Source organism: Methylobacterium guangdongense (assembly GCF_038442355.1).
GTDB classification, from domain to species: Bacteria; Pseudomonadota; Alphaproteobacteria; order Rhizobiales; family Beijerinckiaceae; genus Methylobacterium; species Methylobacterium guangdongense.
In genome coordinates, this window is sequence record NZ_JBBXMX010000010.1 from 58,519 (window position 1) to 84,785 (window position 26,267).

The following is a 26,267-nucleotide window of genomic DNA, read 5'->3' on the forward strand; positions in this document are numbered from 1 at the left end:
CCCATGGACGCGATCAACACACTCGCCGCGCCCCCCCTCGCGCGGAGCCGGGTCCGTCCCGGCCGGCGCCGGGCGGATGCAATGCTCCGCGGCTTCTGCGCCTTCGCCACGCTGATCGGCGTGATCGTGCTCGGCTCGATCCTGCTGATGCTGATCGTCGAGGGCATCCGCGGCTTCACCCCGACGCTGCTGACCCAGCCGACCCCCGGGCCGGGCAGCGAGGGCGGCGGCATCGCCAACGCGGTGCTGGGCAGCCTGATCCTGACCGCGATCGGCATCGTCATCGCGACACCGGTCGGCGTCATGGCCGGGACCTTCCTGGCGGAATACGGCCGGACCTCGAAGCTGGCCGTCCTGATCCGGTTCCTCAACGACATCCTGCTCTCGGCGCCGTCGATCCTGATCGGCCTGTTCGTCTACACGCTGATGGTGCGGCCCATGGGCAGCTATTCCGGCTGGGCCGGCGGCGTCGCGCTCGCGATCATCGCCACGCCGGTGATCGTGCGGACCACCGAGGACATGCTGAGCCTCGTGCCGGGGACCCTGCGCGAGGCCGGCGCGGCCCTCGGTGCCCCGCCCTCCATGGTGATCATGAAGGTCAGCTGGCGCGCGGCCTCGGCCGGCATCGTGACCGGGATCATCCTGGCGCTGGCCCGGATCGCCGGCGAGACCGCGCCGCTCCTGTTCACCGCCCTCAACAACAACAGCTGGTTCAACGCCGACCTCATGGGCGGCGTGCCGAACCTGCCGGTGATGATCTACCAGTTCGCGCTCTCGCCCTATCCCAACTGGCAGCAGCTGGCCTGGGCCGGAGCGCTCCTGATCACCGTGACCATCCTCGCCCTCTCCGTGATCGCCCGCCTGGTGATCAAGCCGCAGCGTGCCCGCTGAAGCGCGAGCCCGAAGGATCGACCCGATGAGCAATGCTGCAGCAACCGCCGCCGCCGAGCCCCTGATCCACCCCTCCGCCAAGGCCGGCGCCGATACCAAGGCGCCGGTCCGGATCGCCGTGAAGGGGCTGAACTTCTACTACGGCCAGTTCCACGGGCTGAAGAACATCGACCTCAACTTCCACGATCGGCAGGTCACGGCCCTGATCGGTCCGTCGGGCTGCGGAAAGTCGACCCTGCTGCGCACCTTCAACCGGATCTACAGCCTGTATCCGGAGCAGCGCGCCGAGGGTCAGATCCTGCTGGACGGCGTGAACATCCTGGATCCGAAGGTCGATCTGAACGACCTGCGGGCCCGGGTCGGCATGGTGTTCCAGAAGCCGACGCCCTTCCCGATGTCGATCTACGACAACGTCGCGTTCGGCATCCGCCTCTACGAGAAGCTGCCGAAGGCAGAGCTCGACGAGCGGGTCGAGTCGTCCCTGCGCAAGGCCGCCCTCTGGGACGAGGTGAAGGACAAGCTCAAGCAGTCCGGCATGGGCCTGTCGGGCGGTCAGCAGCAGCGGCTGTGCATCGCCCGCACCGTGGCACAGCGCCCGGAGGTCATCCTGTTCGATGAGCCGACCTCCGCGCTCGACCCGATCTCGACGGGCCGCATCGAGGAGCTGATCGAGCAGCTGCGCGACGAGTTCACCATCGCGATCGTCACGCACAACATGCAGCAGGCGGCCCGCATCTCGCAGTTCACCGCCTTCATGTATCTCGGTGAGCTGGTCGAGTTCTCGCAGACCGAAAGGATGTTCATGAACCCGACGCAGCAGCGGACGCAGGACTACATCACGGGCCGCTTCGGCTAAGCCGTTTCGAGGACCGGTTCCGCGGGATCGCCCCAACGCGTGGGTTCGCACGCCCCCATCGAAGGATCCACCCCATGCCCGGCCATATCGTTACCTCCTACGACACCGACCTGGAAAATCTCCGTCGCTCGATCTCGGAGATGGGCGGCGTGGCGGAGAAGATGACCGCGGAGGCGACCGACGCCCTAGTGCGCCGCGACGACGGGCTCGCCCAGACCGTGATCCTCGCCGACAAGCGCCTCGACGCCCTTCAGCGGGACATCGAGGAGCGCTCCGTCCTGCTCATCGCCCGGCGCCAGCCCCTGGCGATCGATCTGCGCGAGACCATTTCGGCGATCCGCGTCTCCGGCGATCTGGAGCGGATCGGCGATCTCGCCAAGAACGTGGCCAAGCGCGTGGTGGCGATCTCCGATCAGGCGCCGGCGCAGAAGATCGTGCTCGGCGTGCGCCACATGAGCGATCTGGCGGAGGGCCAGCTGAAGGACGTGCTGGACGCCTATGCGAGCCGCGATGTCCAGGCGGCCCACGATGTGTGGGAGCGCGACGGCGAGATCGACGCGCTGTACAATTCGCTGTTCCGCGAGCTCCTGACCTACATGATGGAGGATCCGCGCAACATCTCGTTCTGCACGCATCTGCTGTTCTGCGCCAAGAACGTCGAGCGCATCGGCGATCACACCACCAACATCGCCGAGACGATCCATTACCTCGCCACCGGGGAGACGCTCGCGGGCGACCGCCCCAAGAACGATGCGTCGAACTACGCGACGGTGGACGGGGGACAGGCTTCGTAAAGGATCAACCCGGACGGCGCGCGTCGACGTCGGGATAGCGGTGCGCAGCGCCACGCGCGCACCTTGAGACAGGGCGGGGCCTCCGGCACCATCGGCGGGTCCGCCGCGAGAACGGGTCATCGAACGTGAGCATGCAAGTCCTGATCGTCGAGGACGAGGAGGCGCTGACCACATTGCTGCGCTACAACCTGGAAGCCGAGGGCTTCCTGGTGGATTCGGCGGCTCGGGGCGACGATGCGGAACTGCTCCTGGCCGAGCGGATGCCCGATTTGGTCCTGCTCGACTGGATGCTGCCCGGCCTGTCGGGCATCGAGCTCTGCCGTCGCATCCGCGCCCGGCGCGAGACCGAACGGCTGCCGGTGATCATGCTCACCGCCCGGGGCGAGGAGGGCGACCGGGTCCGCGGGCTGGGCACGGGGGCGGACGACTATATCGTCAAGCCGTTCTCGGTCCCGGAGCTGCTGGCCCGGATCCGCGCGCTGCTGCGCCGGGCCAAGCCCGCCCATGTCTCGGACCGTCTGGCCGCCGGCGACCTCGAACTCGACCGCACCGGTCATCGGGTCCGCCGCGCTGGCGAGGAACTGCATCTCGGCCCGACCGAGTTCCGGCTGCTCGAATTCCTGATGCTGGCGCCGGGCCGGGTCTTCTCCCGGGAGCAGCTGCTCGACGGGGTGTGGGGCCACGACGTCTATATCGACGAGCGCACGGTCGACGTGCATGTCGGCCGCCTGCGCAAGGCGCTGAACGGCCCGCGCCAGGCGGACCCGATCCGCACCGTCCGCGGCTCCGGCTACGCGTTCGACGAAACCTTCTCCCTCGAAGCCTGAGGCGCCCAGTTCCGGTTTCAAAAGATCGAGACCTTTGGCGGGTCCAGGGCAGAGCCCTGGTGCCGGACGCTGTCCGGTGTCGGGACAAGCCGGATGCCGGGGCTCCGCCCCGACGCCCCGCCAAAGGGCTGCCCCCCTTTGGAAACCCCGGTCAACGGGTCAGCGCGGCGCTCCGGTCAGCGCCAGCCGGCACTGATGCCAAAGCCTGCAGCACCGTCCCCTCGGTGAGGATCTGCGGCAGCACCTGGGGCTCCCCGGCGCCGGTATAGAGCAGGTAGAGCGGCACGCCGCTCCGGCCGTGCTTCTCCAGCAGGCGGGTGATCTCGGGATTCTGATTGGTCCAGTCCCCCTTCAGGTAGGTCACGGCCCGCTCGGCCATCGCGGCCCGCACGGCCTTGGTGGAGAGGGACGTCGTCTCGTTGACCGCGCAGGTGATGCACCACGCGGCGGTCATGTTGACGAAGGCGGGCTTGTGCGCGCCGACCAGCGCGTCGAGGCGGGCCTGCGTGAACGGCTCAATGGCACCGTCAGCCTGCGCGGAGGCCGGGACGCGATCCTGCGGCAGCCTGAGGGTCAGGGCCGCGACGGCGATCAGCGCCAGGACCGCGCAGACCTGCGCAATCCGCGCCATCCCCGATCCGGCGTTGCGGCCATGCTCCCAGGCCCAGGCGGAGAACCCCACCAGCACGAGGCCGATCAACGCCGCCAGCAGGCCCCGCGGATCGACCTGCTGTGCCAGGACCCAGATCAGCCAAGCCACGGTGGCGTAGACCGGGAAAGCGAGCACCTGCTTGAGGGTTTCCATCCAGGCGCCCGGCCGCGGCAGTGCCCGCAGGGCCGGCGGCCAAAGGGTCAGAGCCAAGAACGGCAGGGCGAGGCCCAGCCCGAGACACGCGAACACGGCGAGCGCCACAGCGGCGCTCTGGGTCAGGGCGAATCCCACCGCGGAGCCCATGAACGGCGCCGTGCAGGGCGTGGCCACCAGCGTGGCCAGGACGCCCGTGAAGAACGAGCCGCTCAAGCCCGATCGGCGGGCGAGGCTGTCGCCGACACCGGCGAGCCGTCCGCCGACCGTCACCGCGCCGGACAGGCTCAGGCCCATCGCGAACAGCAGATACGCAAGCCCCGCCACGACCAGAGGTGATTGCAGCTGGAACCCCCAGCCGATCGCCGCCCCGCCGCCCTTCAGGGCGATCAGCGCCGAGGCCAGTCCCAGAAAACTCGCCAGCACGCCGGCCGTGTAGGCGAGGCCGTGCAGGCGCAGGCGCGCGGACTCCTCGCCGGCGTGCCGCACGAGGCTCAGCACCTTGATCGACAGCACCGGGAAGACGCAGGGCATCAGATTGAGGATCAGGCCGCCGAGAAACGCGAAGGCGGCCGCGGTGGCGAGGGTCAGCGCATCGAGGTCGGACGCAGTCGATCCCGTCGGGGTCGGCTCGACGGGCGCCGGTGGTGCGGCCGCGGCCGGAAGCACCGGCTCGTCCCCATACGCGAAGGCGAGGCGGCGGGGGCCGGATTCGGTCACCTCATCGAGGGTCAGCACGCCCGGAAGGGTTGCGGGAGCCGCTTCGGTCGGGCTGCTCCGCGCGAGGGTGAGGTGCAGGCCGGCCCCATCGATCGACATCACCTGCGCGGCGGCGTTGTCGATCGCGGTCTCGGCATAGGGAAAATAGGCGGCGTTCCGGATGGAGTCGGGCTTGAGGCCGGTCGCCGCGAAGTCGAGCCGCAGGGTGTCGCCCTGGCTCGACAGGGTGAGCGGCCAGAGCGCCGGGGCGGGGAGGGCGGCCCGGGCGCGGGCGAACAGGGCGGCGTTGTCCGGATCGGATTGCGGCGCGCCGACCGGCAGGGTGAGGGCGAGGTCGGCGGAGCCCGGCACGCACTCGGTCTCGCAGACGAGGTAGGTCAGCTTGGCCTGAATCTGCACGGGGCGCGCCGGATCGAGGCTCGGCGGCGGCGTCACGGGGACGAGGAGCGTGACCTCGCCCTCGTAGCCGTAGTTCATTAGCGTCGCGATCGGGATTCGCTCCGGCGCCGGCCACCGGATCGCTCCGGCGTTGAAGCCGGCCGGCAGCGTCCACGTCACCTCAGGCGGCAGCCCCGAATCCCCGGGGTTGCGCCAGTAGACGTGCCAGCCGGGCTTCACCTGCATCCGCACGGCCAGGGTGAAGGGCTGCGCCCCCGCCACCGCGGCCGGCTCGGCCACGAGGCTCGATCGCACGAGATCCGGCGGCGTGCGCAGGCCCTGGGCCAGAGTAACCGACAGGCTCGCAGCGAGGACCAGGATCGGGAGGACGAGGCGGCGGATCATGCTGTCCCTTCGCGCACCGGACGGCTGCGGTTTCAGGCGCGGCGTTTGGCGTGCGGCGCGGGCTTTTCCGTGACCACGCCTTTTAGCGCGCTGGCCCGATTCCTGTCGCATGCCGGATCACCGCATAGCCGGAACTCATCCGCGGGCTTCAAACAGGATGAGGAAGAGGAACGCCTTGCGCTGATCCTCCGTCAGCTGGCTCAACCGGTCGACCGCCGAGCGGGCGGCCTGAAGCGCGGCGCGCGCATCGAGGCGCAGCAGGGACGCGGAGGGATCATAATCGGCCACATGGCGTCGATCCTGCAACTCGACGACGGCACCCGCGATCGCAGCCACATGGCCGCCGAATCCCCTGGCTGGCTCATAAGGTTTGAGCTTCGGCTTGAGCGTATGCGCCCGCAGATCGCTACACACGTTCTTGAGTCGCTGATGCGAAATCGAGCGGTATACGAGCGACCAGAGTGGATCGCCGCGCATCCTTCGCCCGCCCACTTCGTCGGCGGCGGCGATGAGGATCGTGTGGAATAACCCGTAATAGGCATTCGAGACCGCGCGGCGCAGGTCGGCCTGCCGCAGTGAGCCGCGACCCGATTGACGAAGCAACGCATCTGCTTGGACGAACAGATGATCCGGATTAATGAGCGCCAAGCTCGTCGAGCTCACGTTGCTCGGCATACTCGACCAAGACCCGCAACGGCTCGCCGGCTTTTTGCAACGCCCTGCTGATTGCCAGATTGGCATCGAGCAGCGTCCCGCCATCGAGTCGGTCGATAGCATCGTCCTTCAGGATCAAACGGACGCGTCGCACCGGATCGCCGTCCGAACCGAACATATCACCGAGCTGAACCGCCTCGACGAGGGGACTGCCGAACGCCGTGTTCGCCGTCTCCCGGGCGACCTCTGCGAGATCCGGGGGCATAACCAACCACCTTCCAAGGCCTTGGCAAAAGCTTGGCCGTTCGCCGGACGACGGCGACCGGTCCGCAGCTGAATGTGTCGCGCCGCCGGGGCGTGCGCAAGGGCGCAGGATGCGGCCTCGGCCGCCGTGGGTCGATCAGCGATCAATCGCCAGCGGCGCCGTCGCTTGCTCGAGCCAGGTGCGCGCGCCGGCATCGAGATCCGGGGACAGGGCTTCCCGGACCCGGGCGTGATAGGCGTCGATCCAGGCCTGCTCGCCGGGATCGAGCAGATCCGGGCGGATCAAGCGCCGATCGTAGGGGGCGAGCGTCAACGTCTCGAAGCCGAGCATCGGGCGCTCGCCATCCGGGATGTCACGGGGCTCGACCAGAACGAGGTTCTCGATCCGGATGCCGTAGGCGCCGGCCGCGTAGTAGCCCGGCTCGTTCGACAGGATCATGCCGGCCTCCAGCGCCACCGTGCCGGTCTTGGCGATCCGCTGAGGCCCTTCGTGGACCGACAGGAAGGCGCCGACGCCGTGGCCGGTGCCGTGGTCGAAATCGAGCCCCGCCTGCCAGAGGGGCGCCCGCGCGAAGGCATCGATCTGCGCGCCGGTCGTGCCCTTCGGGAACACGGCCCGGGCGATCGCCACGTGACCCTTCAGCACCCGGGTGAAGCGGTCGCGCATCGCGGAGCTCGGCTCGCCCACCGCGATCGTACGGGTGATGTCGGTCGTCCCGTCCGGGTATTGCGCCCCGGAATCGATCAGGAACAGCTCGCCCGGCCGGACCGTCCGGTCGCTGGCCCGCGTCACGCGGTAGTGGACGATCGCCCCGTTCGGACCGGACCCCGAGATCGTCGGGAAGGACACGTCGCGCAGATCGCCGCCCGCATCGCGAAAGTCCTCGAGCGCCTCGACGGCGGCGGTCTCGGTGAGACCGCCCGCCGCGGCTGCCGCGTCGAGCCAGGCCAGGAAGCGCACGAGGCTCGCCCCGTCCCGGTGATGCGCGGCGCGCGCGCCGGCGATCTCGGCGGCATTCTTCACCGCCTTCATGCCGGTGATCGGATCCTTGCCGACATCGACCGTGCCCCCGGCCGACTCGATCCGTTCCTTCAGGGCTACGGCGCCCGTGGCGGCGTCGAGCCGGACCAGCACACCGCTGAGCGAAGCTAGGCCATCCTCCAGTTCCGCCCGGGGCAGGATCTCGGCGGTGGCGGAGAGGGCCGCACGCAGGTCGGGATCGACCACCGGCGAGACCAGGAACAGGCGTGCCGAGCCCGCGCGCGGCAGGATCGCGTAACCGAGCGCCAGAGGCGTATGCCCGACATCGGCGCCCCGCAGGTTGAAAGCCCAGGCGAGGTTGTGCGGGTCCGAGATCACCAGGGCGTCGCAGCCGGCCTCCGTCAGGCTCGCCCGGACGCGGACGAGCTTGTCCGCGACCGTCTCGCCCGCCAGGGCATCCGGATGGCGGCTGACCCGGCCGGCGGGCGGCTTCGGCCGGCCTGCCCAGACGGCGTCCACGAGGTTCGGCACGGCCCGCAACGTGCCACCCGCCTTCGTCGCCGCCCGTTCGAGGCGCGCGAGACCATCCGGCGTATTCAGCCAGGGGTCGAAGCCCAGCACCTGATCGCGCTTGAGGTTGGCGGCGATCCAAGCCTCCGACGTCGCTTCGGCGAGCGGCACGATGGTGAGAATGCCGGTATCGACCTGCTCAGGGGCCTGAAGGGTGTAACGGCCATCCACCACCAGGGCGGCCTGGTCGGCCAGGATCACCGCGGTCCCGGCCGAACCGGTGAAGCCGGTGAGCCAGGCGAGCCGCTCCGCGTCGGCGGGCACGTATTCGGACTGGTGCTCGTCGGCCCGCGGCACGACAAAACCGTCGACCCCCGTCTCGCGCAGGGCCGCCCGGAGGGCTTCGATCCGCTCAGCCCCCTTGCGATGGCCCGGATCGTCGAAAGTCTGGAAGCGCTGGCGCGGTCGGGAGGGGGGCAGCTCGTTCATGTCGAAAGGGTAGAGCGGGCGGCGCCGGGGTGGCAACCGGTCCGGTTCCAGGCCACGCTTCGGGGAGACGGCCGGTCACGCTGCCGGCCACGCGACCGGTGCAACCCAGCAATCGCAGCAGATCGTGTTACTTTTACCGTTAAAAAATCGCGAGCAATCTTATCACGTCGTGAATTTTGGCCTATCTTGCAGCGATGGCACGCCGTGTTTACTACCGGGTCAGCGACAGACCGGATGGCTGCTTCGATGCCGTCGTGACGATTGAACCCGATACTGTCGTGCGCCGTGACGGCTTTGCGTCGCTTGCGGAGCTCGAAGAGTGGATCGAGGGCTTGCGCGTCTTGATGGCCGCACTCGGTGCGCCCGTGGCCAAGGCGGAAGACGCCGAAGCGCCGGCCCAAAGGGACGTCGGGACCTTACCTGTTCGCGGGCCCGGCCGGTTACGCGCGGCCCGCTGAGCGCGGCGCCATCGCCCGATCAGTCGCCCGCGAATGCCGGGTCGTGGGTCGGCTCGGCCGGTACGCCGTCGTAGCCCTCGAACCAAGCGGTCCGGGTTTCGGAATTCGCGGGATACGGGCACGCATCTTTCGGGCGGCCCTGCGCCCGGGCGCGGGCGCCCTCCGCGATGGGATCCGACGGCGATTCGTGGAGCGGCGTGTGGCGCATGCCGGATCAACCCGCAGGTCTGCGCGCGGTTCAGCGCCGGCGGCGTCGCAGGGGGCGTTCGGCCGCGCCGCCGCGCATCAGCACGAGGGCGACCCAGCCCTCGATCAGGCCGCGGCGCACGAGGGCGAAGCCCTGGTGGCGGTAAGCCGACAGCACGCCCGGAACATCGCGCTCGATCAGGCCGGACAGGACGAGGACGCCGCCGGGGGCGACGACCCGCGTCAGCGAGGGCGCGAGGAGCCGCAGCGGCCGAGCCAGGATGTTGGCGAAGACCAGATCGAAGTGGCGCGGGCGAGCCGCACTTCGGTGGCGCACCCCGGGGCCGTGATACAGCTTGAGATAGGGACCGAGGCCATTGGCCCGGGCGTTCTCCCGGGCCGTATGCACCGCCTCCACGTCGAGGTCGCCCGCGACGACCGGTTGCCGTAGCGCCTTGGCGGCCGCGAAAGCCAGGATCCCGGTGCCCGTGCCGACATCCAGGATATGGGCCGGGCGCCGCCGCTTGAGCACTTGGACCAGGGCCCGGAGGCAGCCCAGCGTCGTCCCGTGGTGTCCGGTGCCGAAGGCCAGCGCCGCCTCGATCTCGATCGGCAGGTCGTTGGCTCGCACGGCCTCCCGATCATGGGAGCCGTGCACGAGGAAGCGTCCGGCGCGGACGGGCTTCAGCCCCTCCAGCGAGGCGCGGACCCAATCCTGCTGGTCGATCGTGTGGAACTCGGCCGTATCGGCGGCGTCGCCGATCACGGGCCGGATCAGCGCACGAACGTAATCCTCGTCGGGGGCATCGGCGAAATAGGCCTCAAGCCGCCACGTGCGCCCGTCCGCATCCTCGAAGGCCGCAACGGCGGTCTCGGTGGGATCGAACATCTCCCCCAGCAGATCCGTCATGGCCCGCGCCGAACGCTCGTCGGTCAGGAGGCGCAGGACGTGGGAGGGGCGATGGGGCGGCAGACCTTCCAGCATGGGACCGGGCTGTAGCGCCGGCGCGCGCGACAGCACAGGGGGCAATGGCTTGGAGCGGCGAAAAAATCGCCGCCGCGGCGCCGATCCGGCCGGCGCACGCCTGGGACGCGTTGCCGTTTGTTGCTCGGGAGACACAAAGTTCAATACTTCATTCGACACCATCCTAAATTGCTTTCTCGAACCGAAATGTCTGGTTAGACAGTTTCGGCTTTCAAAGCGGAAACCCACAACTCGGGCGCGCCACTCCTTCAAGCGGTGGCGCGCCAGTTTTGCCAGGCCGGCCCATGTGATGACCGTCCCTCTCCTCATCAGCGCCGCGCTCGCCTGCGCCACCACGGGCGTGGCGTGGCTGTGGGGACTCTTGGTGGCGACCGGCATGACCGAAGCGCCGGAGGCCGGAACGCGGGAGCGGCCCGATATCCGCACGTGGTGATGAACCCATTCGCGAATCGCAAAAGCGGTCGCACAGGAATGCGGCACCGTGCGCACGCGTTAACCACAGGCAACGGCGCGACGGCTGGAACCTGGCTCGGAGATCGGCGTTTTTGGCCGGCTTTCGACGTGAAACGTGATTAAGCAGGGTGCGTACCGCGTGACCAAGTCCAGGCGTTCCGGTCCCCGTGGGCCAGTGGTCGTCAGGGAGGTGTCGACATCCGCCCGGCCGCGCGAGCGGCTGTTCGGCGGCCCGACCCCCGACGGACCGCTCCCGGGACATCTCCTCGTCCTCCTCAGCCGCCTTCACCGCGCGGAAAACGCGCCGCAGGAGCCCCGCGACACCGCGCACAGCTGACAACGGCCGAGTGGTCCGCACGGCGGCGCGCTCCGGCACGCGTCCAGACCTTGGCCGGGCGCGTGCGAGTCTTTATGGTTACCGTGATACCCAGCCGGATATAACGGCTGGCGACAGGGAACCCTCAGCCATGCGCCTGACCCGACGCAGCCTGGCCATGCTTGCCCTCGGCGTGCTGGCGCTCTCTCCCGCGTCCCTGCCGGCCCAAGCCGACGAGCCCGTCGTGGTCTTCGCGGCGGCGAGCCTCAAGAATGCGCTGGACGATGCGACGGCGGCCTGGGCGAAGCAGACGGGCAAGACCGTGCGGATCTCCTATGCGGGCTCGAACGCGCTCGCCAAGCAGATCGAGGCGGGCGCGCCCGCCGACCTGTTCATCTCGGCGGATCAGGCTTGGATGGATCATGTCGAACGGGCTGGTCTGCTGAAGCCGGGCACGCGGAGTGATCTCCTGCGCAACGCGCTGGTTCTGATCGCACCGGGGCCGAAGCGTTCCGCATCCGATCCGCAGGTCGCCCTGGCGCCGGATCTCGGCACGACGCTGTCGAAGCTGCTCAGCGGCGGCAAGCTCGCCATGGCGACGATCGACGCCGTTCCGGCCGGCAAGTACGGCAAGGCCGCCCTCACCAAGCTCGGAGCCTGGGATGCCGTGAAGGGGCAGGTAGCCCAGGCCGACAACGTGCGGGCAGCCCTGCTGCTCGTCGCCCGCGGCGAGGCACCGCTCGGCATCGTCTACGCCACCGACGCGGCGGCGGATCCCAGCGTCCAAGTCCTGGCGACCTTCCCGGCCGACAGCCATCCGCCGATCGTCTACCCGGCGGCAGTGATCAAGGATTCGGCCAATCCCGACGCGACCGTCCTGCTGGGCTACCTGCGCGGCCCGGCGGCCCGAGGCGCGTTCGAGCGCCAGGGCTTCTCGGTGGTCGGGGCGCCCACCGCCGATCGATAGCGGCGGGCGCCGTGCTGGATCTCACGCCGGCTGAATGGACCGCCGTCGCCTTGAGTCTCAAGGTGGCCGCGGTGGCGACGCTCGCGAGCCTCGGCCCCGGGCTCGCCATCGCGTGGATCCTGGCGCGGCGCCGGTTCTTCGGACGTGCGCTCCTCGACGGGCTGGTCCACCTACCGCTCATCCTGCCGCCCGTGGTGACCGGCTACCTGCTGCTCCTTGTTTTCGGCCGGCGGGGCCCCCTCGGAAGCCTTCTGGCGGAGGCGGGGATCGTCCTGGCCTTCCGCTGGACCGGGGCGGCGCTCGCCTGCGCGGTTATGGGCTTCCCCCTGATGGTGCGGGCCATGCGCCTGTCGATCGAGGCGGTGGATCGCCGCCTGGAGCAGGCGGCCGGGACGCTGGGTGCGAGCCCGCTGATGGTGTTCCTCACTGTGACGCTACCGCTCAGCCTGCCGGGCTGCATCGCGGGTGCGGTGCTGGCCTTCGCGAAGGCGATGGGCGAGTTCGGCGCCACCATCACCTTCGTGTCGAACATCCCGGGCGAGACCCAGACGCTACCCTCGGCGATCTACACGCTGACCCAGGTCCCAGGCGGGGAAGGGCCGGCCCTGCGCCTCACCCTGGTGTCGATCGCCATCTCGGTGACGGCTTTGCTCGCCTCCGAGTTCCTGGCCAACCGGCTCGGGCGACGGCTCGGATCGGGGTGAATGACCATTCCGGTCCCGTCCCATACCGCGCCAGCGTGCCGACGGCTCTCACGCGGTCGGCGACCAGCCGGTGCTCGCATACGCATAGGGACCGCCAGCCTGCAGCGCCCGTCGATAGGCCGGGCGCGCGTGTATCCGATCCAACCATGCGCGAACCTGCGGCCCCGTGCCGGTGCCGCGCGCGGCGAAAGCCTCCAGGGGAAAGCTCATCATAATGTCGGCGGCGGTGAAATCCGCGCCGCAGAAACAGGGCCTGTCGGCCAGTTCCGATTCCCAGAAGGCCGCGTGTCGGCGCAGATCCGGATCGACGAAGCCCAGCAGCACGGTATCGGCGATCCGGCGGACCAGGGGACGCAGCGGCCACGGACTGCCCGACGCCAAGCGGGAGAAGATCAGCTTGAGCAGGAGCGGCGGCATCGCCGATCCTTCCGCGTAGTGCAACCAATAGATGTAGCGTGCGTGTTCCGCCGTCCCCAGTGCCGGCACCAGGGCGCCGGCGGCTTTCGCGGTGAGATAGGTGACGATCGCCCCGGTCTCCGCGACCACGACCCCGTCGTCGGTGATCACGGGCGACTTGCCGAGCGGATGGATGGCGGTCAACTCCGGCGGCGCCCGCATCGTTCTGGGATCGCGTTCGTAGCGCTTGACCGTGTAGGGCAACCCGAGTTCCTCCAGCAGCCAGAGCACGCGCTGCGAGCGGCTGTTCTCGAGGTGATGGACCGTGATCATCGCGGCTGAGTCTCCGCCAACGCGGGCACACGCCGCGCCCTCTGGTAGTCGAGTTGCCCCCCGTGAGCATCCAAGTCGACCTCAGCCTCCGCCGCAACGCCTTCACCCTTGAAGCCGCCTTCGAAGCCGGGCCGGGGCTCACGGCGCTGTTCGGGCGCTCGGGCTCGGGCAAGACCACGCTGATCGACCTGATCGCCGGGTTGGCCCGGCCGGACCGGGGCCGCATCGTGGTCGATGGCACCGCGCTGGTGGATACGGAAGCACGCCTCTTCGTCCCGCCCCATCGGCGGCGGATCGGCGTGGTGTTCCAGGACGCGCGGCTGTTCCCGCATCTCAGCGTGCGGGCCAACCTCGGCTATGGCCGCGTCTTCGCCCGTCGGCGCTTCGATGCCGCGCATGTCGACTCGGTGGTCGGCATGCTGGGGATCGGTCACCTGCTCGATCGCCGGCCCACCGGCCTCTCCGGGGGCGAGCGTCAACGGATCGCCATCGGGCGCGCACTCCTCGCGCGGCCCCGCCTTCTGCTGATGGACGAGCCCCTCTCGGCCCTCGACGAGGCCCGGAAGGCCGGGATCCTGCCCTATATCGAGCGCCTGCGCGACGAGGCGGGCGTGCCGATCGTCTACGTCAGCCACGCGGTCGCAGAGGTCGCGCGGCTGGCCACCACGGTGATCGTGCTGGAGTCCGGGCGCGTGGCCGCCCTCGGCCCCGCCGAGGCGATCCTGAGGCGGGCCGACCTCGCGCCGGTCCACGATGCCGAGGCCGGCGCCTTGCTCGACATGGTCGTGGCGGCGAGCGATCCGGACAGCGGACTGGCGCATCTCACCGGCCCCGCGGGGCGCCTGCTGGTGCCGGGCTTGGCGCGCCCGGTCGGAACGCGTCTGCGTGTGCGGATTCCCGCCCGCGACGTTCTGCTGGCGACCACGCGCCCCCAGGGACTGAGTGCGCGCAACGTCCTCACCGGCCGAATCCGCGGAATGGTCCCGTCGGGACAGGATGTGGCGGTGGAGATCGACTGCAACGGCGCGCATCTCGTCGCGCGCGTGACCCGGGCAGCCGTTCGCGATCTGGAGCTCGCGACCGGGCAACCCATCTTCGCCATTGTGAAGAGCGTCGCGTTCGATCCGGCCGGCATCGGCCAGATCCGCACCTCCGTGGCGATCTGAAGCAGGTCGAAACTGACTTTTAACCCAATCTACATTTCGATCATACAACCCTTGGTTAGTAATCAAGCGCCACGATAGATTGTAGGGCTGACACGACACAACTCCTAGCGGCAGAACGATGGGCATCCAGCGCATCCTCCAACGCCAGACGATCCGCGGATCAGCCTGCCGAAGCGGCAGCTCCGCGGTGGAGTTCGCCCTTGTCGCGCCGATGCTCCTGCTGCTCTTCGCCGGCGTCGGGATGCTCGGGATCTGCCTCGGCGCGGCCCACAACCTGCGCCAGATCGCGGCGGAGGCCGCGCGTGCCTCGGTGGCCGGCATCACCGACAGCGAGCGCGCAACCCTGGCGCAGAGCACCGTGAACCGCAGCCTGAGCACGGGCGCGATGTTCCGGCCGGGCAGCGTCGCCGTGCAGGTCGGATCCGACCCCAACGACGCCACGATCTACACGGTGACGGTCACGGCTAATACGTCGTCGCTCGGCGTGAACGCCTTCTCGCGCCTGCTGCCGATGCTGCCCACCGTGCTGCGCAGCTCGATCAGCGTGCGGAAGGGGGGCCTGTGATCCGCCGGATTGCGGACCGGCTGCACCGCTTCGGCACCGCGCGCGGCGGCAACGTCGCCATCCTGGTGGCGCTGGGCAGCACATTCCTGCTGGCGGCCGGTGCGGTGGGGGTCGATCTCGGCCTCGTGTTCCAGGCGCGCCGGAAGGCGCAGGGGGCGGCCGACATCGCCGCCATGATGGCGGCCATCGATCCCAGCCAGGCCGACACGATGGCGCGCCGCTCGCTCGGCGACAACGGCTACGGCAGCGCGGCCGCCACCGTGGATGTCGGCACCTACGATGCGAGCGTACCAGGGGTTGCACCCGGCAGCCGCTTCCATCCGGGATCGAGCCCGGCGAACGCCGTGCGGGTCGGCCTGTCGACCTCGGTGCCGATGACCTTCGGGCGGACGCTCGGCCTCTCCGGCTCGGTCCCGCTCCGGGTGGCCGGCACCGCCGCCAGCGCACGGTTCGCGGCCTTCAGCATCGGCTCGGGCACCGTGCAGTTCGGCAACGGCATCGCCAACGCCCTGCTCGGAAGCCTGCTCGGCACGCAGCTGTCGCTCAGCGTGGCCGATTACAACGCCCTTCTGGGCGCCCGGGTCGACGGGCTGCGGGTCCTCGACGCCCTGGCGACCAGCCTGAACCTGCAGGCGGCCAGCTATTCCGATATCGTCCAAGGCAATGCCAGCGTCGGGCAGATGCTGATGGCGCTCCGGGTCGCCGGACAGGGCAACAGCGCCGCGGTGAACGCCCTGACGGGCATCCTGAACGCGCTGCCGAATGCCGGCGGCACGATCCCGATCGGTCAGGTCGCGCCCCTGGGCGATGCCGCGGCTCTGGCACCGTCGCGGGGTTTCGGCGGCCCCTCGATCGACCTGATGAATATCGTCGGGGCCATCGCCACGCTGGCGAATGGCCAGAACCAAGCCTCTGCCGACCTGGGGGCGACCATCCCGGGGCTCCTGTCCACCCGCCTGACGGTGGCGGTCGGCGAGCGCCGCCGCAGCTCGGGCTGGGTCCGGCCCGGGGGATCGAACGCCACCGTCCAGACCGCACAGACCCGGCTGCTGATCGAGGCCACGGCCTCGGCCCCCCTGGGGCTGGGAACGCTGTCCTTGCCGATCTACGTCGAGATCGCCCCCGCCCAGGCGACCCTGCAGGCGCTGAGCTGCGCCGGCGGCGCCCGTCAGGTGACGATCCGGGCCCAGACCGGCCTGGCTACCCTCGCGGTGGCGGGAGTCCCGCGCAGTGCCGTCACCGGCGGCAGCGCCAGCCCCAACCTGTCGCAGCCCGCGGTCCTGATCGCGCTTCCCCTGCTCAACGTCTCGGGGCGTGCGGTGACAACGATCGGATCGACGACGCAGACCCTCGTGTTCAACGAGGCCGACATCACCAATCACACGGTGAAGACGGTGTCGTCGGGCGATCTCACGCAATCCGTAATCGGGAGCCTGCTGGGTAACCTGTCGCTGAGCGTCAACGGCATCGGCGTGAGCCCGCTGCTCCAGACGTCGCTCAGCGCGACCCTCTCGGCCCTCGCCCCGGCGCTCGACCTCGTGCTCGACACCACCCTGCGGAGCCTCGGCCTCCGCCTCGGCTACGCGGATGTCGACGTGGACGGCGTGCTCTGCAGCCAAGCCGTGCTGGTGCAGTGAGGCCCAGGAGCCTCGGACGCGATCACCCGATCTGCGTCAACAGCGTGAACGCACCGAACAGCAGCACGGCGCCGACCGACACGGCCAGCAGGATGAGCGCCGCGCGCGATTCCCGTATTTCCGACGACATGGGCCTGCCCGATCTCACTGCCTCGTCACGCGCGATCCCGCGAAACGTCGAGACTCGCACCGATGCCGGCCCCTGTCGACGTCCATCGCGGCCCCGGAGCCGACAGCTTGGCGGATCTGATGCCGCGTTTGACCGAACCCGGCGCGCGGTTTGGCCGATCCGGTGCAAAATACGTTCGATTCATCACGGAGCGCCCGATGCGGACCGATATCGCCTTTGTCTCGGAGGGCCGCACCCTGCGCGGCTGGCTCTACCGCCCGGATGGGACCGCCGGCACGGCCCCCGCCATCGTGATGGCGCACGGCTTCTCGGCCGTGAAGGAGCAGTATCTCGACCGCTACGCCGAGGTCTTCGAGGCCGCCGGCTTCGGCGTGCTGGTCTACGATCATGCCAACCTCGGCGCCAGCGAGGGCCTGCCTCGGCAGGAGGTCGACCCGGTGCTCCAGAAGCGGGGCTACCGGGACGCACTCAGCTTCGCGCAGACCGTGCCGTGGATCGATCCGGACCGGATCGGCATCTGGGGGACCAGCTACAGCGGTGGCCACGTGATCGAGGTGGCGGCCATCGACCGGCGGGTCCGCTGCGTCGTCGCGCAGGTTCCACAGATCAGCGGCTCGGTCTCGGCGCAGCGCCGCACCCGGACGGATCTGGTGCCAGCTCAGCTGCGCCGCTTCGAGGCGGACCGCGCCGCCCGGTTCCGCGGCGAGGAGCCCGCCATGCTGCCGGCGGTCTCCCCCGACCCGCAGCAGCCCTGCGCCATGCCGGGGCCCGACAGCTATGCCTTCTTCACCGGCACGGAGGCCTTCGCGCCCGCGTGGCGCAATGCCGTGACGCTGCGCAGCGCAGAGATGTCGCGCGAGAACGAGCCGGGCATCCACATCGCCCGGATCAGCCCGACGCCCCTGCTGATGATCGTTGCCGAGCAGGATCTGCTGACCGCCACCGATCTATGCCTGGAGGCGTATCAGCGGGCGCTGCCGCCCAAGCACCTCGTGATGGTGCCGGGCGGGCATTTCGACCCCTATATCCGGCACTTCGATCGGACCAGCACGGCGGCGCGCGACTGGTTCGCGGCCCATCTCGGCGATGCAGCCCGCACCTGACCGGCCCCCGGACATCATCTGCGCGAGCTGCGACTACCCGGATGGCTGTGTGGTCGGCCCACACTGCCACGCGCAGGCGCAACTGATTTACGCCACGGCCGGCGTGATGGAGATCCGCGCGGCCGGAAGCCTGTGGCTCGTTCCGCCCCAACGTGCGCTCTGGATCTAGGCGGGCGAGGCCCACATGCTCCGCGCCCGCGGCGCGGTCTCGTTGCGGACCCTCTACCTCGCCCGCGATGCCGTGCCGCCCGGCCTGCCGGATAAAGCCGCCAGCCTCGTCGTCTCTCCGCTGCTGCGTGCCCTGATCGTGCGGGCCATCGAAACCGCCGGCGCGCCCGATCCCGACGGGCGGCACGCCCGACTACTCGGCGTGCTGATCGATGAGATCGCGACCCTGCCGCGCTGCCCGCTTCAGCTTGCACTTCCGACGGAGCCGCGGCTGCGCCGGGCCTGCGAAGCCATCCTGGCGGCGCCCGGCGAACGGCACGACATCGCGGCACTCGCCGCCATCGCCGGCACCTCCGAGCGGACGCTCGCCCGCTTGGCCGAGCAGGAATTCGGTATGCCCATTTCGTTCTGGCGGCAGCAGGCGCGGATCCTGGCAGCCCTGCCGATCCTGGCAGGCGGCGGCTCGGTCACCGAGGCGGCGCTGACCTTGGGCTACGCGAGTCCGAGCGCCTTCGCGAGCATGTTCCGCCGACAAGTCGGCGCACCGCCGTCGGCGTTCCGGGCAGACCGGCCACCGTCCTGACCGGCCAGAAATCGTTTGACAAACGCCGCTCGAAGCAGCCAGTTTGTACCGATCGGTACAAATCCTGGAGCCGCGCATCGTGTCCGACCGTCCGCCCCTTCCGCCCTTCACCGCGGAGACCGCCGCCCAGAAGGCCCGCATGGCCGAGGATGCCTGGAACGGGCGCGACCCCGAGCGCGTCGCGCTGGCCTATACGCCCGACAGCGTCTGGCGGAATCGCAGCGAGTTCCTGACCGGGCGCGCGGCCATCGTGGCGTTCCTTCAGCGCAAGTGGGCGCAGGAACTCGAATACCGGTTGATCAAGGAGGTCTGGACCTTCGGCGGCGACCGGATCGCGGTGCGCTTCGCCTATGAATGGCACGACGCGGAGGGGCGGTGGTTCCGTTCCTACGGCAACGAGAACTGGGCGTTCGATGCGCATGGGCTGATGCACCGCCGGATCGCCAGCATCAACGATCTGGCGATCGCTGAATCCGACCGGAAGTTCCACTGGCCGCTCGGCCGCCGACCCGACGACCACCCGGGCCTCACCGATCTCGGGCTCTGACGACCGTGACCGGCCGGGCCGAAACCCTCCAGAGGCTCGCGGAGGTGTTCCGCGCGCACGGCTACGAGGGCACCAGCCTCGCGCTGATCAGCCGGGCGACCGGCCTGGGCAAGGGCAGCCTGTACCACCTGTTCCCCGGCGGGAAGGCCGAGATGGCCACCCTGGTGCTGGAGGAGATCGACGGCTGGTTCGAGACCAACCTCTACGCGCCGCTCCGCGAAGCGAAACACCCTGCGGAGGCAGTGTCGGACATGTTCGACGCGGTCGAAGTGTATTTCCGGTCCGGGCGGCGGGTCTGCCTCGTGGGGGTCGTCGCGCTCGGTTCGGAGCGCGACCGCTTCGGCGCGGCGGTGCGGAGCTACTTCGCACGGTGGGTCGCGGCCCTGGCCGGTGCTCTTGAGCGATCGGGCCGGAATGCGGCGGCGAGCAATGCTCTGGCGGAAGAGATCGTCGCCCAGATCCAGGGGGCCATCGTGCTGGCCCGGGCGCTGGACGATCCGGCGGTCTTCTCGCGGGCGATGACGGCGCTGCGGGCCAGGGCCGCGTCAGCGGACCCAGCCATGGCGTTCCGCACCACGGCCGTGGGACTGAGCGCGGGTCCCCTCTCCCGTGCGGGAGAGGGACAGGGTGAGGGGTGCGACCTGTCCGGAGAGACCTGATCCCTCACCCCAACCCTCTCCCGCACGGGAGAGGGGGCAGGTCGCGTTTGGCAAGAACCGATCCACGAACCTCGCAAGGACCGCCGCCGCGGGCTGAGCGCCGCGGCGGCCCCTCGCATCACGCGGCGGTGCGGCGCTCGACCATCCGGGCCAGGAAGGCGCTGCCGACCGGGATGATCGAGTCGTCGAAGTTGTAGCCGGCATTGTGCAGGCCGGGGCCCGGATTGGCGCCGAGCCAGACATAGGCGCCGGGCACCGCCATGGTCATGTCGGCGAAATCCTCGCTGCCCATCTTCGGCGTGACGTTCGTCTCGACCCTGTCGGCCCCGAGGAGTTCGGTCGCGACCTCCGTGGCGGCGGCGGCCTGCTCGGGGGCGTTCTCCAGCACGGAGAACACGTCCTGCAGATCGACCGTCACCTCCGCGCCGTAGGCCGTGGCGAAGCCCGCCGCCAGTTCGCGCATGCGGGTGCCGGCAAGCGCCCGGATCTCCTTATCGAAGGTGCGGATCGTCCCGGCGAGATGCGCCGTTTCCGGAATGACGTTGTAGGCCGAGCCCGCCTCGATCCGGGTGATCGACAGCACGATCGACTTCAACGGGTCGGCGTTGCGCGAGACGATCGATTGCAGCGCCTGGGCGAGCCCGGTGGCGATGATGATCGGATCGGTGCCCCGGTGCGGCTGGGCCGCGTGGATGCCCTTGCCGCGGATATGGATGTCGAAGAAGTCCGCCGCCGCCATGATCGGCCCGGGCCGCAGCTTGATCGTGCCGGCGCCCCCGCCCGGCTGGTTGTGCAGGCCGTAGATCTCGTCGCAGGGGAATTTCTCGAACAGCCCGTCCTTGAGCATGGCCCGGGCGCCGCCGCGGCCCTCCTCGGCGGGCTGGAACACGAAGACCGCCGTGCCGTCGAAGTTGCGCGTCTCCGCGAGGTAGCGGGCGGCGCCGAGCAGCATCGTGGTGTGGCCGTCATGGCCGCAGGCGTGCATCTTGCCCGCATAGGTCGAGCGGTAGGGGAGGTTGGTCTCCTCCTCGATCGGCAGGGCGTCCATGTCGGCCCGCAGGCCGATCCGGCGTCCGTTGTCGGTGCGGCCCTTGAGCAGGCCCACCACGCCGGTGCCGCCGATCCCGCGATGCACCTCGCAGCCGAGCTTCTCCAGCATGTCGGCGACGATGCCGGAGGTGCGCACCTCCTCGAAGCCGAGCTCCGGATGGGCGTGGAGATCGCGACGGAGCGCGGTCAGCTCGTCGGCATAGGCCTTGATGTGATCGATCGGACTCATGTCTCGGACACTCTCGGGGGGGATGTCGTGGAGGGCTCCGCGTCGTCACAGGGACCGCCCCCGTCGGGACGCCGGAACGGCGTCAGCGTGTCGAGGACGTCCACCGCCTCGGCGACGTGGGCGCGCTCGCGCTGCAAGTAATCGGCCACGGCGCGGCGGAGCGCCGGATCGGCGATGTCGTGGGCCGAATGCATCAGCACCGGCCGGTAGCCGCGGGCGAGCTTGTGCTCCCCCTGCGCCCCGGCCTCGACCCGCTTCAGGCCCCGGGCGATCGCGAAGTCGATCGCTTGGTAGTAGCAGACCTCGAAATGCAGGAACGGGTGGTCCTCGATGCAGCCCCAGTTGCGGCCATACAGGGCCGTATCGCCGATCAGGTTGATCGCGCCCGCGATATAGTCGCCTGCGCGCTTGGCCATCACCAGCAGCACCCGGTCGGCCATGCGCTCCGACAGGAGCGAGAAGAACTTTCGGTTCAGGTACGGCCGGCCCCATTTCCGCGAGCCGGTGTCCATGTAGAAGGCGTAGAACGCGTCCCAATGGGCCTCGGTGATGGCGGCGCCGGTCAGGTGCTCGACCGTGATGCCGGGCTCGAGGGCGTCGCGGCGCTCCTTGCGGATGTTCTTCCGCTTGCGCGAGGCGAGGGCGGCGAGGAAATCGTCGAACGTGGCGTAGCCGTCGTTCTCCCAGTGGAACTGCTGGTCGGTGCGCTGCAGGAAGCCCGCGGCGCCGGCCCGGTCCCATTCCGCCTCGCGCATGAAGGTGACGTGGATCGAGGAGGCCTTGGTCTCGCCCCGCAGCGCCCGAAGGCCCGCCACGAGCCCCGCGGTTGCCTCGTCGGGATCGGCGCCGGGGGCGATCAGGAAGCGCGGGCCCGTCACCGGCGTGAACGGGATGCTGACCTGGAGCTTCGGATAGTAGGAGCCACCGGCCCGCTCGTAGGCGTCGGCCCAGCCGTGGTCGAACACGTACTCGCCCTGGCTGTGCGATTTCAGGTAGCAGGGCACCACGCCGAGCCGTTGGCCGTCCCGCTCGACGGAGACGTGGAGCGGGAGCCAGCCGGTCCGGCGCGAGACGCAGCCGGAATCCTCCAGGGCCGACAGGAAGGCATGGGAGACGAAGGGGTTGTGGGTCTCGTCGCCCGCCGCCAGGGTTTCGGCCGAGAAGGCGCAGGCATCCCAATCCGCCGCGCCGATCTCCTTGAGTCCGGGCAGCGCCCGCACGGTGAGCGTGGGGGTTTCCGGTGTCGGCCCGGGTGCTTGCTTCATGCCGTGAGTCTAATCCCTGCCCGGGCAGGGGCAAGCGGGCGGATGCGCGCGGCGCGGCGGATGGCCTTGTCAGATTGGCGCGGGAGTCGCACGTTCGTTCCTGACTGGGCCAGAGTCGATCAGGAGCGAGCGTGATTCGCCCTCGGGCAGACCTTCGGTTTCGCAGGGCAGCTGACCATTGCCCACCGGACGACTTTGCCGAGGATGTTCTGTGCGAGATGAGCAACCTCGATGAGCAGGACACCAACGTTCCCGGCACGATCTTCATATCGACCGCCCTTGGGTCGCATGGCCCACGCGTGAAATGGTACCCTGATCGAGCCGGCCGAACACTTCCCTGCCTGATCGTGTCCATCAAGGTCGAACCCAAGATTCGAGCCGATTTTCTTCAGAACCCGACCTCACGCGCCGCAGCCGCGAAGGTGATCGCCTGGGTACGCCTCAACCACGATGCGCTTCTGGATTTCTGGACGCAGGGGGCATCGTGGAATCGCCGCGAGGTTTCAGCTTTCCTGGATAGCCTTCGGAAGCTGACTTGAGCAGAAGTGCGCTGGCGGGCTAACGCTTCGTCCGCTGAGGACTGTGTGTGGTCGCAGATGTTTGTCGCGACGCCAGCAGCGACGTTTGCGTCACCTGCTTAGAAAAGCCCGCGCCGGCTTGTGGGCTCACTCCTCGAACCGCCCGACGCAGCTGGCATCCCCTTCTACGCAGGTGAGGTAGCCCGTGAGGACCTTGGTCCGCGCGACGGTTGTCCGGGTGAGGCACTCAGCCCGGACCTGCGGCTGCATCGAGCCACCCGCGACACCCATGGCCTCAAGAGTACAGCTCGCGTCCCGGAACGGCAGCCACGCCGTCTGGGCCGCGCGCAGGCCGTCCTTCGCCTTCGGGCCGATCCGCCTCATGAGCTTGCCGTAGGCGACGTTCATCGCCGCATCCGCGCGGGCGTAGGCGGCTCCGGCGCAGGCGTTGAGGTCCATCTGGGCCGTGCCGGCGCACGGATCGGCCGACCGAGCCGGCGCCGCCGCGCAGAGAAACGCGGCGAGGCAGGCGGCTCGCCTCACGGCACGAAGCCCTCGAACACCATCTGGTCCGCATGCGTGCCCGCCCGGGCGCGCTGGTCCTCGGTCCGCACCGTCCAGGCCATGACGGGAATCCGCCCGAGCAACCGGCAAAGGTAGGTCGGCGCGCAGGGCAGGTCGTCGACCCGCCAGGACAGGAAGTCGGGCCGGGTCTCGGCGAAGTGCAGGACGTTGGACAGGGCGAGCCGCATGGTCGGCGGCAGCGCCGCGTAAGCCGGGTCGTCCTGGGTCGTCTCCGCCACGATTCCGCGCGGGATCGTCGGGCAGAGATCGCGCAGGGCGGCGACCACCTGCGGATCGAAGGATTTCAGCGCCACAGGCCCGTCATAGGCCAGGGCCACCGCGGCGGCGCGCGTGACCAGCCGCAGGTCGCCGTCGTAGCGGGACTTCACCTCGATCACCACCGGCACCGCCCCGGCCACCGCCGCCAGGAAGGCCGGCAGGGTCGGGATCGTCTCGGCGGTCCCGCCGATCGCCAGCGTGCCAAGATCGGCGGCCGAGCGCTCCGCCACCGCCGCGCTCGCACCGGTCAGGCGCCCGAGGGCGGCGTCGTGGAAGACCATCGCCTCGCCGTCCTGGCTGAGCTGGACATCGCACTCGATGGCGAAGCCGCCGGCGACCGCCGCCCGGGCCGCGGCCAGCGTGTTCTCCGGCCGGCCCGCCGCCCGGTCGTGCAGCCCGCGATGGGCGATCGGCCGCGCGGTCAGCCAGTCCGGCGCCGCCATCGTCAGTGGACCTCGAACATCGCTTCGACCTCGACGGCCGCGTCGAGGGGCAGCTCGGCTACGCCGACGGTGGAGCGGGCATGGCGGCCCCGGTCGCCCAGAAGCTCGACCATCAGGTCGGAGGCACCATTCATGACGCCGGCCACCGCCGAGAAGCCCGGCGCCGCATTGATGAAGCCGCCGAGCCGCACGCACTGGACCACGGCCCGGTCGAGGTCGCCGACCGCGGCTTCGAGCTGGGCGAGGACGTTCAGGGCGCAGAGCCGGGCGGCCGCCTTGCCGGCCTCCGCCGAGACGGTACCGCCGACCTTGCCCTTGTGCTCGGCCGCGATGGCCCCGTCGGCACCGAAGCAGACCTGGCCGGAGATCACCACGAGGCTGCCGGTGCGCACGAACGGCACGTAGTTGGCCACCGGCGCCGCCGCCTTCGGCAGGGTGAGGCCGAGCGCCTGCAGGCGTTCCTTGATCGTGCTCATCGGGGGCTCCGTCGCTGATCGAAATCCGCCGGAGCAGGAGCATGGCCGCACCCCGTCACGCAAGGGGCGCAGTCCTTGCAGCGGGTAGAAATTGGGTGTTGCGAAGCATCGCGCAGACCTGCCGCGCGGCTGCAACGTGCATCGAACGTTGACAGAGCCGCGCACTTTCATAGTAATCGCGCGCGTGCCGCCCCTGACTGAGGCGGCACTTTCATTTGGAGCCGGCTAACGCTTGCTCCGGGATCGATGGAAGAACGGAGATGGGACCCGTGACGTCAGCCCTTCTGCCGACCTATGTCCGCGCGCCGCTCGCCTTCGAGCGCGGCGAAGGCGCTTGGCTCGTGACGGAGGGCGGGGAGCGATACCTCGATTTCGGCGCCGGCATCGCGGTCAACGCGCTCGGCCACGCCCATCCGCACCTCGTCGGCGCCCTGACCGAGCAGGCGAATCGGATCTGGCACACCTCGAACCTGTTCGAGATTCCCGGCGGCGAGCGGCTGGGCCAGCGCTTCGTCGCGGCGACCTTCGCCGACGTTGTGTTCTTCTGCAACTCGGGGGCCGAGGCCAACGAGGCGGCGATCAAGATCGCGCGCAAGTACCACGCGGTCGACGGACATCCGGAGCGCTTCCGGATCGTCACCTTCGCGGGCGCCTTCCACGGGCGGACGCTGGCGACGCTCGCGGCCGGCGGGCAGCAGAAGTACCTGGAGGGCTTCGGCCCCAAGGCCGAGGGCTTCGATCAGGTCCCGGCCGGCGACTGGGCGGCCCTGGAGGCCGTGATCGGCCCGGAGACGGCCGCGCTGATGATCGAGCCGATCCAGGGCGAGGGCGGCGTGCGGGTGATTCCCACCGCGGATCTCCGCCGCCTGCGCGAGATCTGCGACGCCAACGGCCTGCTCCTGATCATGGACGAGGTCCAGACCGGCATCGGCCGCACCGGCAAGCTGTTCGCCCATGAATGGTCGGGCATCACCCCGGACATCATGAGCGCCGCCAAGGGTATCGGCGGCGGCTTCCCGATGGGCGCCTGCCTGGCCACGCGCGAGGCCGCTCGGGGGATGACCGCCGGCACGCACGGCACCACCTTCGGCGGCAACCCGCTCGCCATGGCGGTGGGCAATGCCGTGCTGGACGTCGTGTTGGGGGACGGCTTCCTCGACCGGGTCGCCCGGTCGGGTCTGCTGCTCAAGCAGAAGCTCGCGGCTCTGCGCGACCGGCATCCGCACGTCTTCGAGGAGATCCGCGGCGAGGGGCTGATGCTCGGCCTCAAGCTCGGCGTGCCGAACACCGATTTCGCGGCCGCCGCGCGCGATGCGCATCTTCTGGTCATCCCGGCGGGCGACAACATCGTCCGCCTGTTGCCGCCGCTGACCATCGGCGAGGCCGAGATCGACGAGGCGGTCCGGCGCCTCGACGCGGCCGCGTCCGGATTCGAGGCCGTGCGCGGCGCAGCCGAGTAGATCCACGTCCCCGAGACGATCGAACACCGCCCGCCGCTCGGCTGCGGGCGGC

29 protein-coding genes are annotated in these 26,267 nt (G+C 69.8%); 17 read left to right on the top strand and 12 right to left on the bottom strand.

What is annotated here, in order from left to right; genetic code table 11:
• Positions 1-3: 3 nt before the first annotated feature.
• The 4 genes from pstA to phoB all read left to right on the top strand — a co-directional run bounded on the left by pstA (position 4) and on the right by phoB (position 3,368).
• Positions 4-891 (top strand): phosphate ABC transporter permease PstA, encoded by an 888-nt coding sequence (pstA, locus tag AAHG09_RS18980; protein ID WP_342109004.1) that lies wholly within the window; start codon positions 4-6, stop codon positions 889-891.
• Positions 892-916: 25 nt separating this feature from the next.
• On the top strand, positions 917-1,747 hold the full coding sequence (gene pstB, locus AAHG09_RS18985; RefSeq protein ID WP_342109005.1) for a phosphate ABC transporter ATP-binding protein PstB: 831 nt from the start codon (positions 917-919) through the stop codon (positions 1,745-1,747).
• A 74-nt stretch (positions 1,748-1,821) separates the two neighbouring features.
• Positions 1,822-2,541 (top strand): phosphate signaling complex protein PhoU, encoded by a 720-nt coding sequence (gene phoU / locus AAHG09_RS18990; RefSeq protein ID WP_342109006.1) that lies wholly within the window; start codon positions 1,822-1,824, stop codon positions 2,539-2,541.
• A 131-nt stretch (positions 2,542-2,672) separates the two neighbouring features.
• Positions 2,673-3,368, top strand: a complete 696-nt coding sequence (phoB, locus tag AAHG09_RS18995; RefSeq protein ID WP_243997091.1) for a phosphate regulon transcriptional regulator PhoB — start codon at positions 2,673-2,675, stop codon at positions 3,366-3,368.
• Positions 3,369-3,519: 151 nt separating this feature from the next.
• Here phoB and AAHG09_RS19000 read toward each other — a convergent pair whose 3' ends face one another.
• From AAHG09_RS19000 to AAHG09_RS19015, 4 genes are all read right to left on the bottom strand, one after another.
• Positions 3,520-5,676, bottom strand: a complete 2,157-nt coding sequence (locus AAHG09_RS19000; RefSeq protein ID WP_342109007.1) for a protein-disulfide reductase DsbD family protein — start codon at positions 5,674-5,676, stop codon at positions 3,520-3,522.
• A 135-nt stretch (positions 5,677-5,811) separates the two neighbouring features.
• On the bottom strand, positions 5,812-6,339 hold the full coding sequence (locus AAHG09_RS19005) for a hypothetical protein (RefSeq protein WP_342109008.1): 528 nt from the start codon (positions 6,337-6,339) through the stop codon (positions 5,812-5,814).
• The gene (locus AAHG09_RS19010; RefSeq protein ID WP_342109009.1) at positions 6,311-6,595 is read right to left on the bottom strand and encodes a hypothetical protein; all 285 of its coding nucleotides are present in this window, start codon (positions 6,593-6,595) and stop codon (positions 6,311-6,313) included. Before AAHG09_RS19010 ends, AAHG09_RS19005 begins: the two co-directional genes overlap by 29 nt.
• 135 nt (positions 6,596-6,730) lie before the next feature.
• On the bottom strand, positions 6,731-8,575 hold the full coding sequence (locus AAHG09_RS19015) for an aminopeptidase P family protein (RefSeq protein WP_342109010.1): 1,845 nt from the start codon (positions 8,573-8,575) through the stop codon (positions 6,731-6,733).
• A 176-nt stretch (positions 8,576-8,751) separates the two neighbouring features.
• On the opposite strand from AAHG09_RS19015, the gene AAHG09_RS19020 reads away from it, so the two are divergent.
• On the top strand, positions 8,752-9,033 hold the full coding sequence (locus AAHG09_RS19020) for a hypothetical protein (RefSeq protein ID WP_342109011.1): 282 nt from the start codon (positions 8,752-8,754) through the stop codon (positions 9,031-9,033).
• Positions 9,034-9,052: 19 nt separating this feature from the next.
• Here AAHG09_RS19020 and AAHG09_RS19025 read toward each other — a convergent pair whose 3' ends face one another.
• Together AAHG09_RS19025 and AAHG09_RS19030 are read right to left on the bottom strand one after the other, a co-directional pair.
• Positions 9,053-9,241: a ribosome modulation factor gene (locus AAHG09_RS19025; RefSeq protein ID WP_342109012.1), complete on the bottom strand. Its 189-nt coding sequence runs from the start codon at positions 9,239-9,241 to the stop codon at positions 9,053-9,055.
• Positions 9,242-9,271: 30 nt separating this feature from the next.
• Positions 9,272-10,204 (bottom strand): 50S ribosomal protein L11 methyltransferase, encoded by a 933-nt coding sequence (locus tag AAHG09_RS19030; RefSeq protein ID WP_342109013.1) that lies wholly within the window; start codon positions 10,202-10,204, stop codon positions 9,272-9,274.
• A 289-nt stretch (positions 10,205-10,493) separates the two neighbouring features.
• On the opposite strand from AAHG09_RS19030, the gene AAHG09_RS19035 reads away from it, so the two are divergent.
• The 3 genes from AAHG09_RS19035 to modB all read left to right on the top strand — a co-directional run bounded on the left by AAHG09_RS19035 (position 10,494) and on the right by modB (position 12,644).
• Positions 10,494-10,637, top strand: a complete 144-nt coding sequence (locus tag AAHG09_RS19035; RefSeq protein WP_342109014.1) for a hypothetical protein — start codon at positions 10,494-10,496, stop codon at positions 10,635-10,637.
• Positions 10,638-11,124: 487 nt separating this feature from the next.
• A complete protein-coding gene (gene modA, locus AAHG09_RS19040; RefSeq protein WP_342109015.1) occupies positions 11,125-11,940 on the top strand; it encodes a molybdate ABC transporter substrate-binding protein in 816 nt (271 codons plus the stop codon).
• A gap of 11 nt (positions 11,941-11,951) precedes the next feature.
• Positions 11,952-12,644 carry a molybdate ABC transporter permease subunit gene (gene modB, locus AAHG09_RS19045; protein ID WP_342109016.1) on the top strand — a complete coding sequence of 231 codons (693 nt, stop codon included), beginning with the start codon at positions 11,952-11,954 and terminating at the stop codon, positions 12,642-12,644.
• A 48-nt stretch (positions 12,645-12,692) separates the two neighbouring features.
• Here modB and AAHG09_RS19050 read toward each other — a convergent pair whose 3' ends face one another.
• The gene (locus tag AAHG09_RS19050) at positions 12,693-13,373 is read right to left on the bottom strand and encodes a glutathione S-transferase (protein WP_342109017.1); all 681 of its coding nucleotides are present in this window, start codon (positions 13,371-13,373) and stop codon (positions 12,693-12,695) included.
• Between the two features lie 62 nt (positions 13,374-13,435).
• Between AAHG09_RS19050 and modC the strand changes: the two genes are divergently transcribed.
• The 7 genes from modC (at position 13,436) to AAHG09_RS19085 (ending at position 19,931) form a co-directional block, all read left to right on the top strand.
• Complete coding sequence (modC, locus tag AAHG09_RS19055; RefSeq protein WP_342109018.1) at positions 13,436-14,539, top strand: molybdenum ABC transporter ATP-binding protein; 1,104 nt, start codon at positions 13,436-13,438, stop codon at positions 14,537-14,539.
• 187 nt (positions 14,540-14,726) lie between these two features.
• Positions 14,727-15,104, top strand: a complete 378-nt coding sequence (locus tag AAHG09_RS19060; protein WP_342109019.1) for a TadE/TadG family type IV pilus assembly protein — start codon at positions 14,727-14,729, stop codon at positions 15,102-15,104.
• On the top strand, positions 15,101-16,741 hold the full coding sequence (locus AAHG09_RS19065; RefSeq protein WP_342109020.1) for a TadG family pilus assembly protein: 1,641 nt from the start codon (positions 15,101-15,103) through the stop codon (positions 16,739-16,741). Before AAHG09_RS19060 ends, AAHG09_RS19065 begins: the two co-directional genes overlap by 4 nt.
• Positions 16,742-17,068: 327 nt before the next feature.
• Positions 17,069-17,974: an alpha/beta hydrolase gene (locus AAHG09_RS19070; protein WP_342109021.1), complete on the top strand. Its 906-nt coding sequence runs from the start codon at positions 17,069-17,071 to the stop codon at positions 17,972-17,974.
• Between the two features lie 184 nt (positions 17,975-18,158).
• Positions 18,159-18,725 carry a helix-turn-helix transcriptional regulator gene (locus AAHG09_RS19075; protein WP_342109022.1) on the top strand — a complete coding sequence of 189 codons (567 nt, stop codon included), beginning with the start codon at positions 18,159-18,161 and terminating at the stop codon, positions 18,723-18,725.
• Between the two features lie 76 nt (positions 18,726-18,801).
• Positions 18,802-19,272: a nuclear transport factor 2 family protein gene (locus AAHG09_RS19080; protein WP_342109171.1), complete on the top strand. Its 471-nt coding sequence runs from the start codon at positions 18,802-18,804 to the stop codon at positions 19,270-19,272.
• 5 nt (positions 19,273-19,277) lie between these two features.
• Positions 19,278-19,931 (top strand): TetR/AcrR family transcriptional regulator, encoded by a 654-nt coding sequence (locus AAHG09_RS19085; protein WP_412760056.1) that lies wholly within the window; start codon positions 19,278-19,280, stop codon positions 19,929-19,931.
• A gap of 118 nt (positions 19,932-20,049) precedes the next feature.
• On the opposite strand, the gene AAHG09_RS19090 is transcribed toward AAHG09_RS19085, so the two are convergent.
• Both AAHG09_RS19090 and AAHG09_RS19095 read right to left on the bottom strand, forming a co-directional pair.
• Entirely contained in the window at positions 20,050-21,210 is a 1,161-nt protein-coding gene (locus AAHG09_RS19090; RefSeq protein ID WP_342109023.1) for a M20 aminoacylase family protein, read from the bottom strand.
• The gene (locus AAHG09_RS19095) at positions 21,207-22,475 is read right to left on the bottom strand and encodes a GNAT family N-acetyltransferase (RefSeq protein ID WP_342109024.1); all 1,269 of its coding nucleotides are present in this window, start codon (positions 22,473-22,475) and stop codon (positions 21,207-21,209) included. Before AAHG09_RS19095 ends, AAHG09_RS19090 begins: the two co-directional genes overlap by 4 nt.
• Positions 22,476-22,693: 218 nt before the next feature.
• Here AAHG09_RS19095 and AAHG09_RS19100 point away from each other — a divergent pair, with 218 nt between their 5' ends.
• A complete protein-coding gene (locus AAHG09_RS19100) occupies positions 22,694-23,014 on the top strand; it encodes a hypothetical protein (protein ID WP_342109025.1) in 321 nt (106 codons plus the stop codon).
• Positions 23,015-23,140: 126 nt separating this feature from the next.
• On the opposite strand, the gene AAHG09_RS19105 is transcribed toward AAHG09_RS19100, so the two are convergent.
• Genes AAHG09_RS19105 through AAHG09_RS19115 form a run of 3 tightly spaced genes read right to left on the bottom strand, consistent with a single transcriptional unit; the run spans position 23,141 to position 24,755 of the window.
• Positions 23,141-23,536 carry a lysozyme inhibitor LprI family protein gene (locus AAHG09_RS19105; protein ID WP_342109026.1) on the bottom strand — a complete coding sequence of 132 codons (396 nt, stop codon included), beginning with the start codon at positions 23,534-23,536 and terminating at the stop codon, positions 23,141-23,143.
• A complete protein-coding gene (locus tag AAHG09_RS19110; protein ID WP_342109027.1) occupies positions 23,533-24,279 on the bottom strand; it encodes a glycerophosphodiester phosphodiesterase family protein in 747 nt (248 codons plus the stop codon). Before AAHG09_RS19110 ends, AAHG09_RS19105 begins: the two co-directional genes overlap by 4 nt.
• 2 nt (positions 24,280-24,281) lie before the next feature.
• On the bottom strand, positions 24,282-24,755 hold the full coding sequence (locus AAHG09_RS19115; RefSeq protein WP_342109028.1) for a RidA family protein: 474 nt from the start codon (positions 24,753-24,755) through the stop codon (positions 24,282-24,284).
• Positions 24,756-25,024: 269 nt separating this feature from the next.
• Here AAHG09_RS19115 and AAHG09_RS19120 point away from each other — a divergent pair, with 269 nt between their 5' ends.
• Positions 25,025-26,215, top strand: a complete 1,191-nt coding sequence (locus tag AAHG09_RS19120; RefSeq protein ID WP_342109029.1) for an aspartate aminotransferase family protein — start codon at positions 25,025-25,027, stop codon at positions 26,213-26,215.
• Positions 26,216-26,267: the final 52 nt, after the last annotated feature.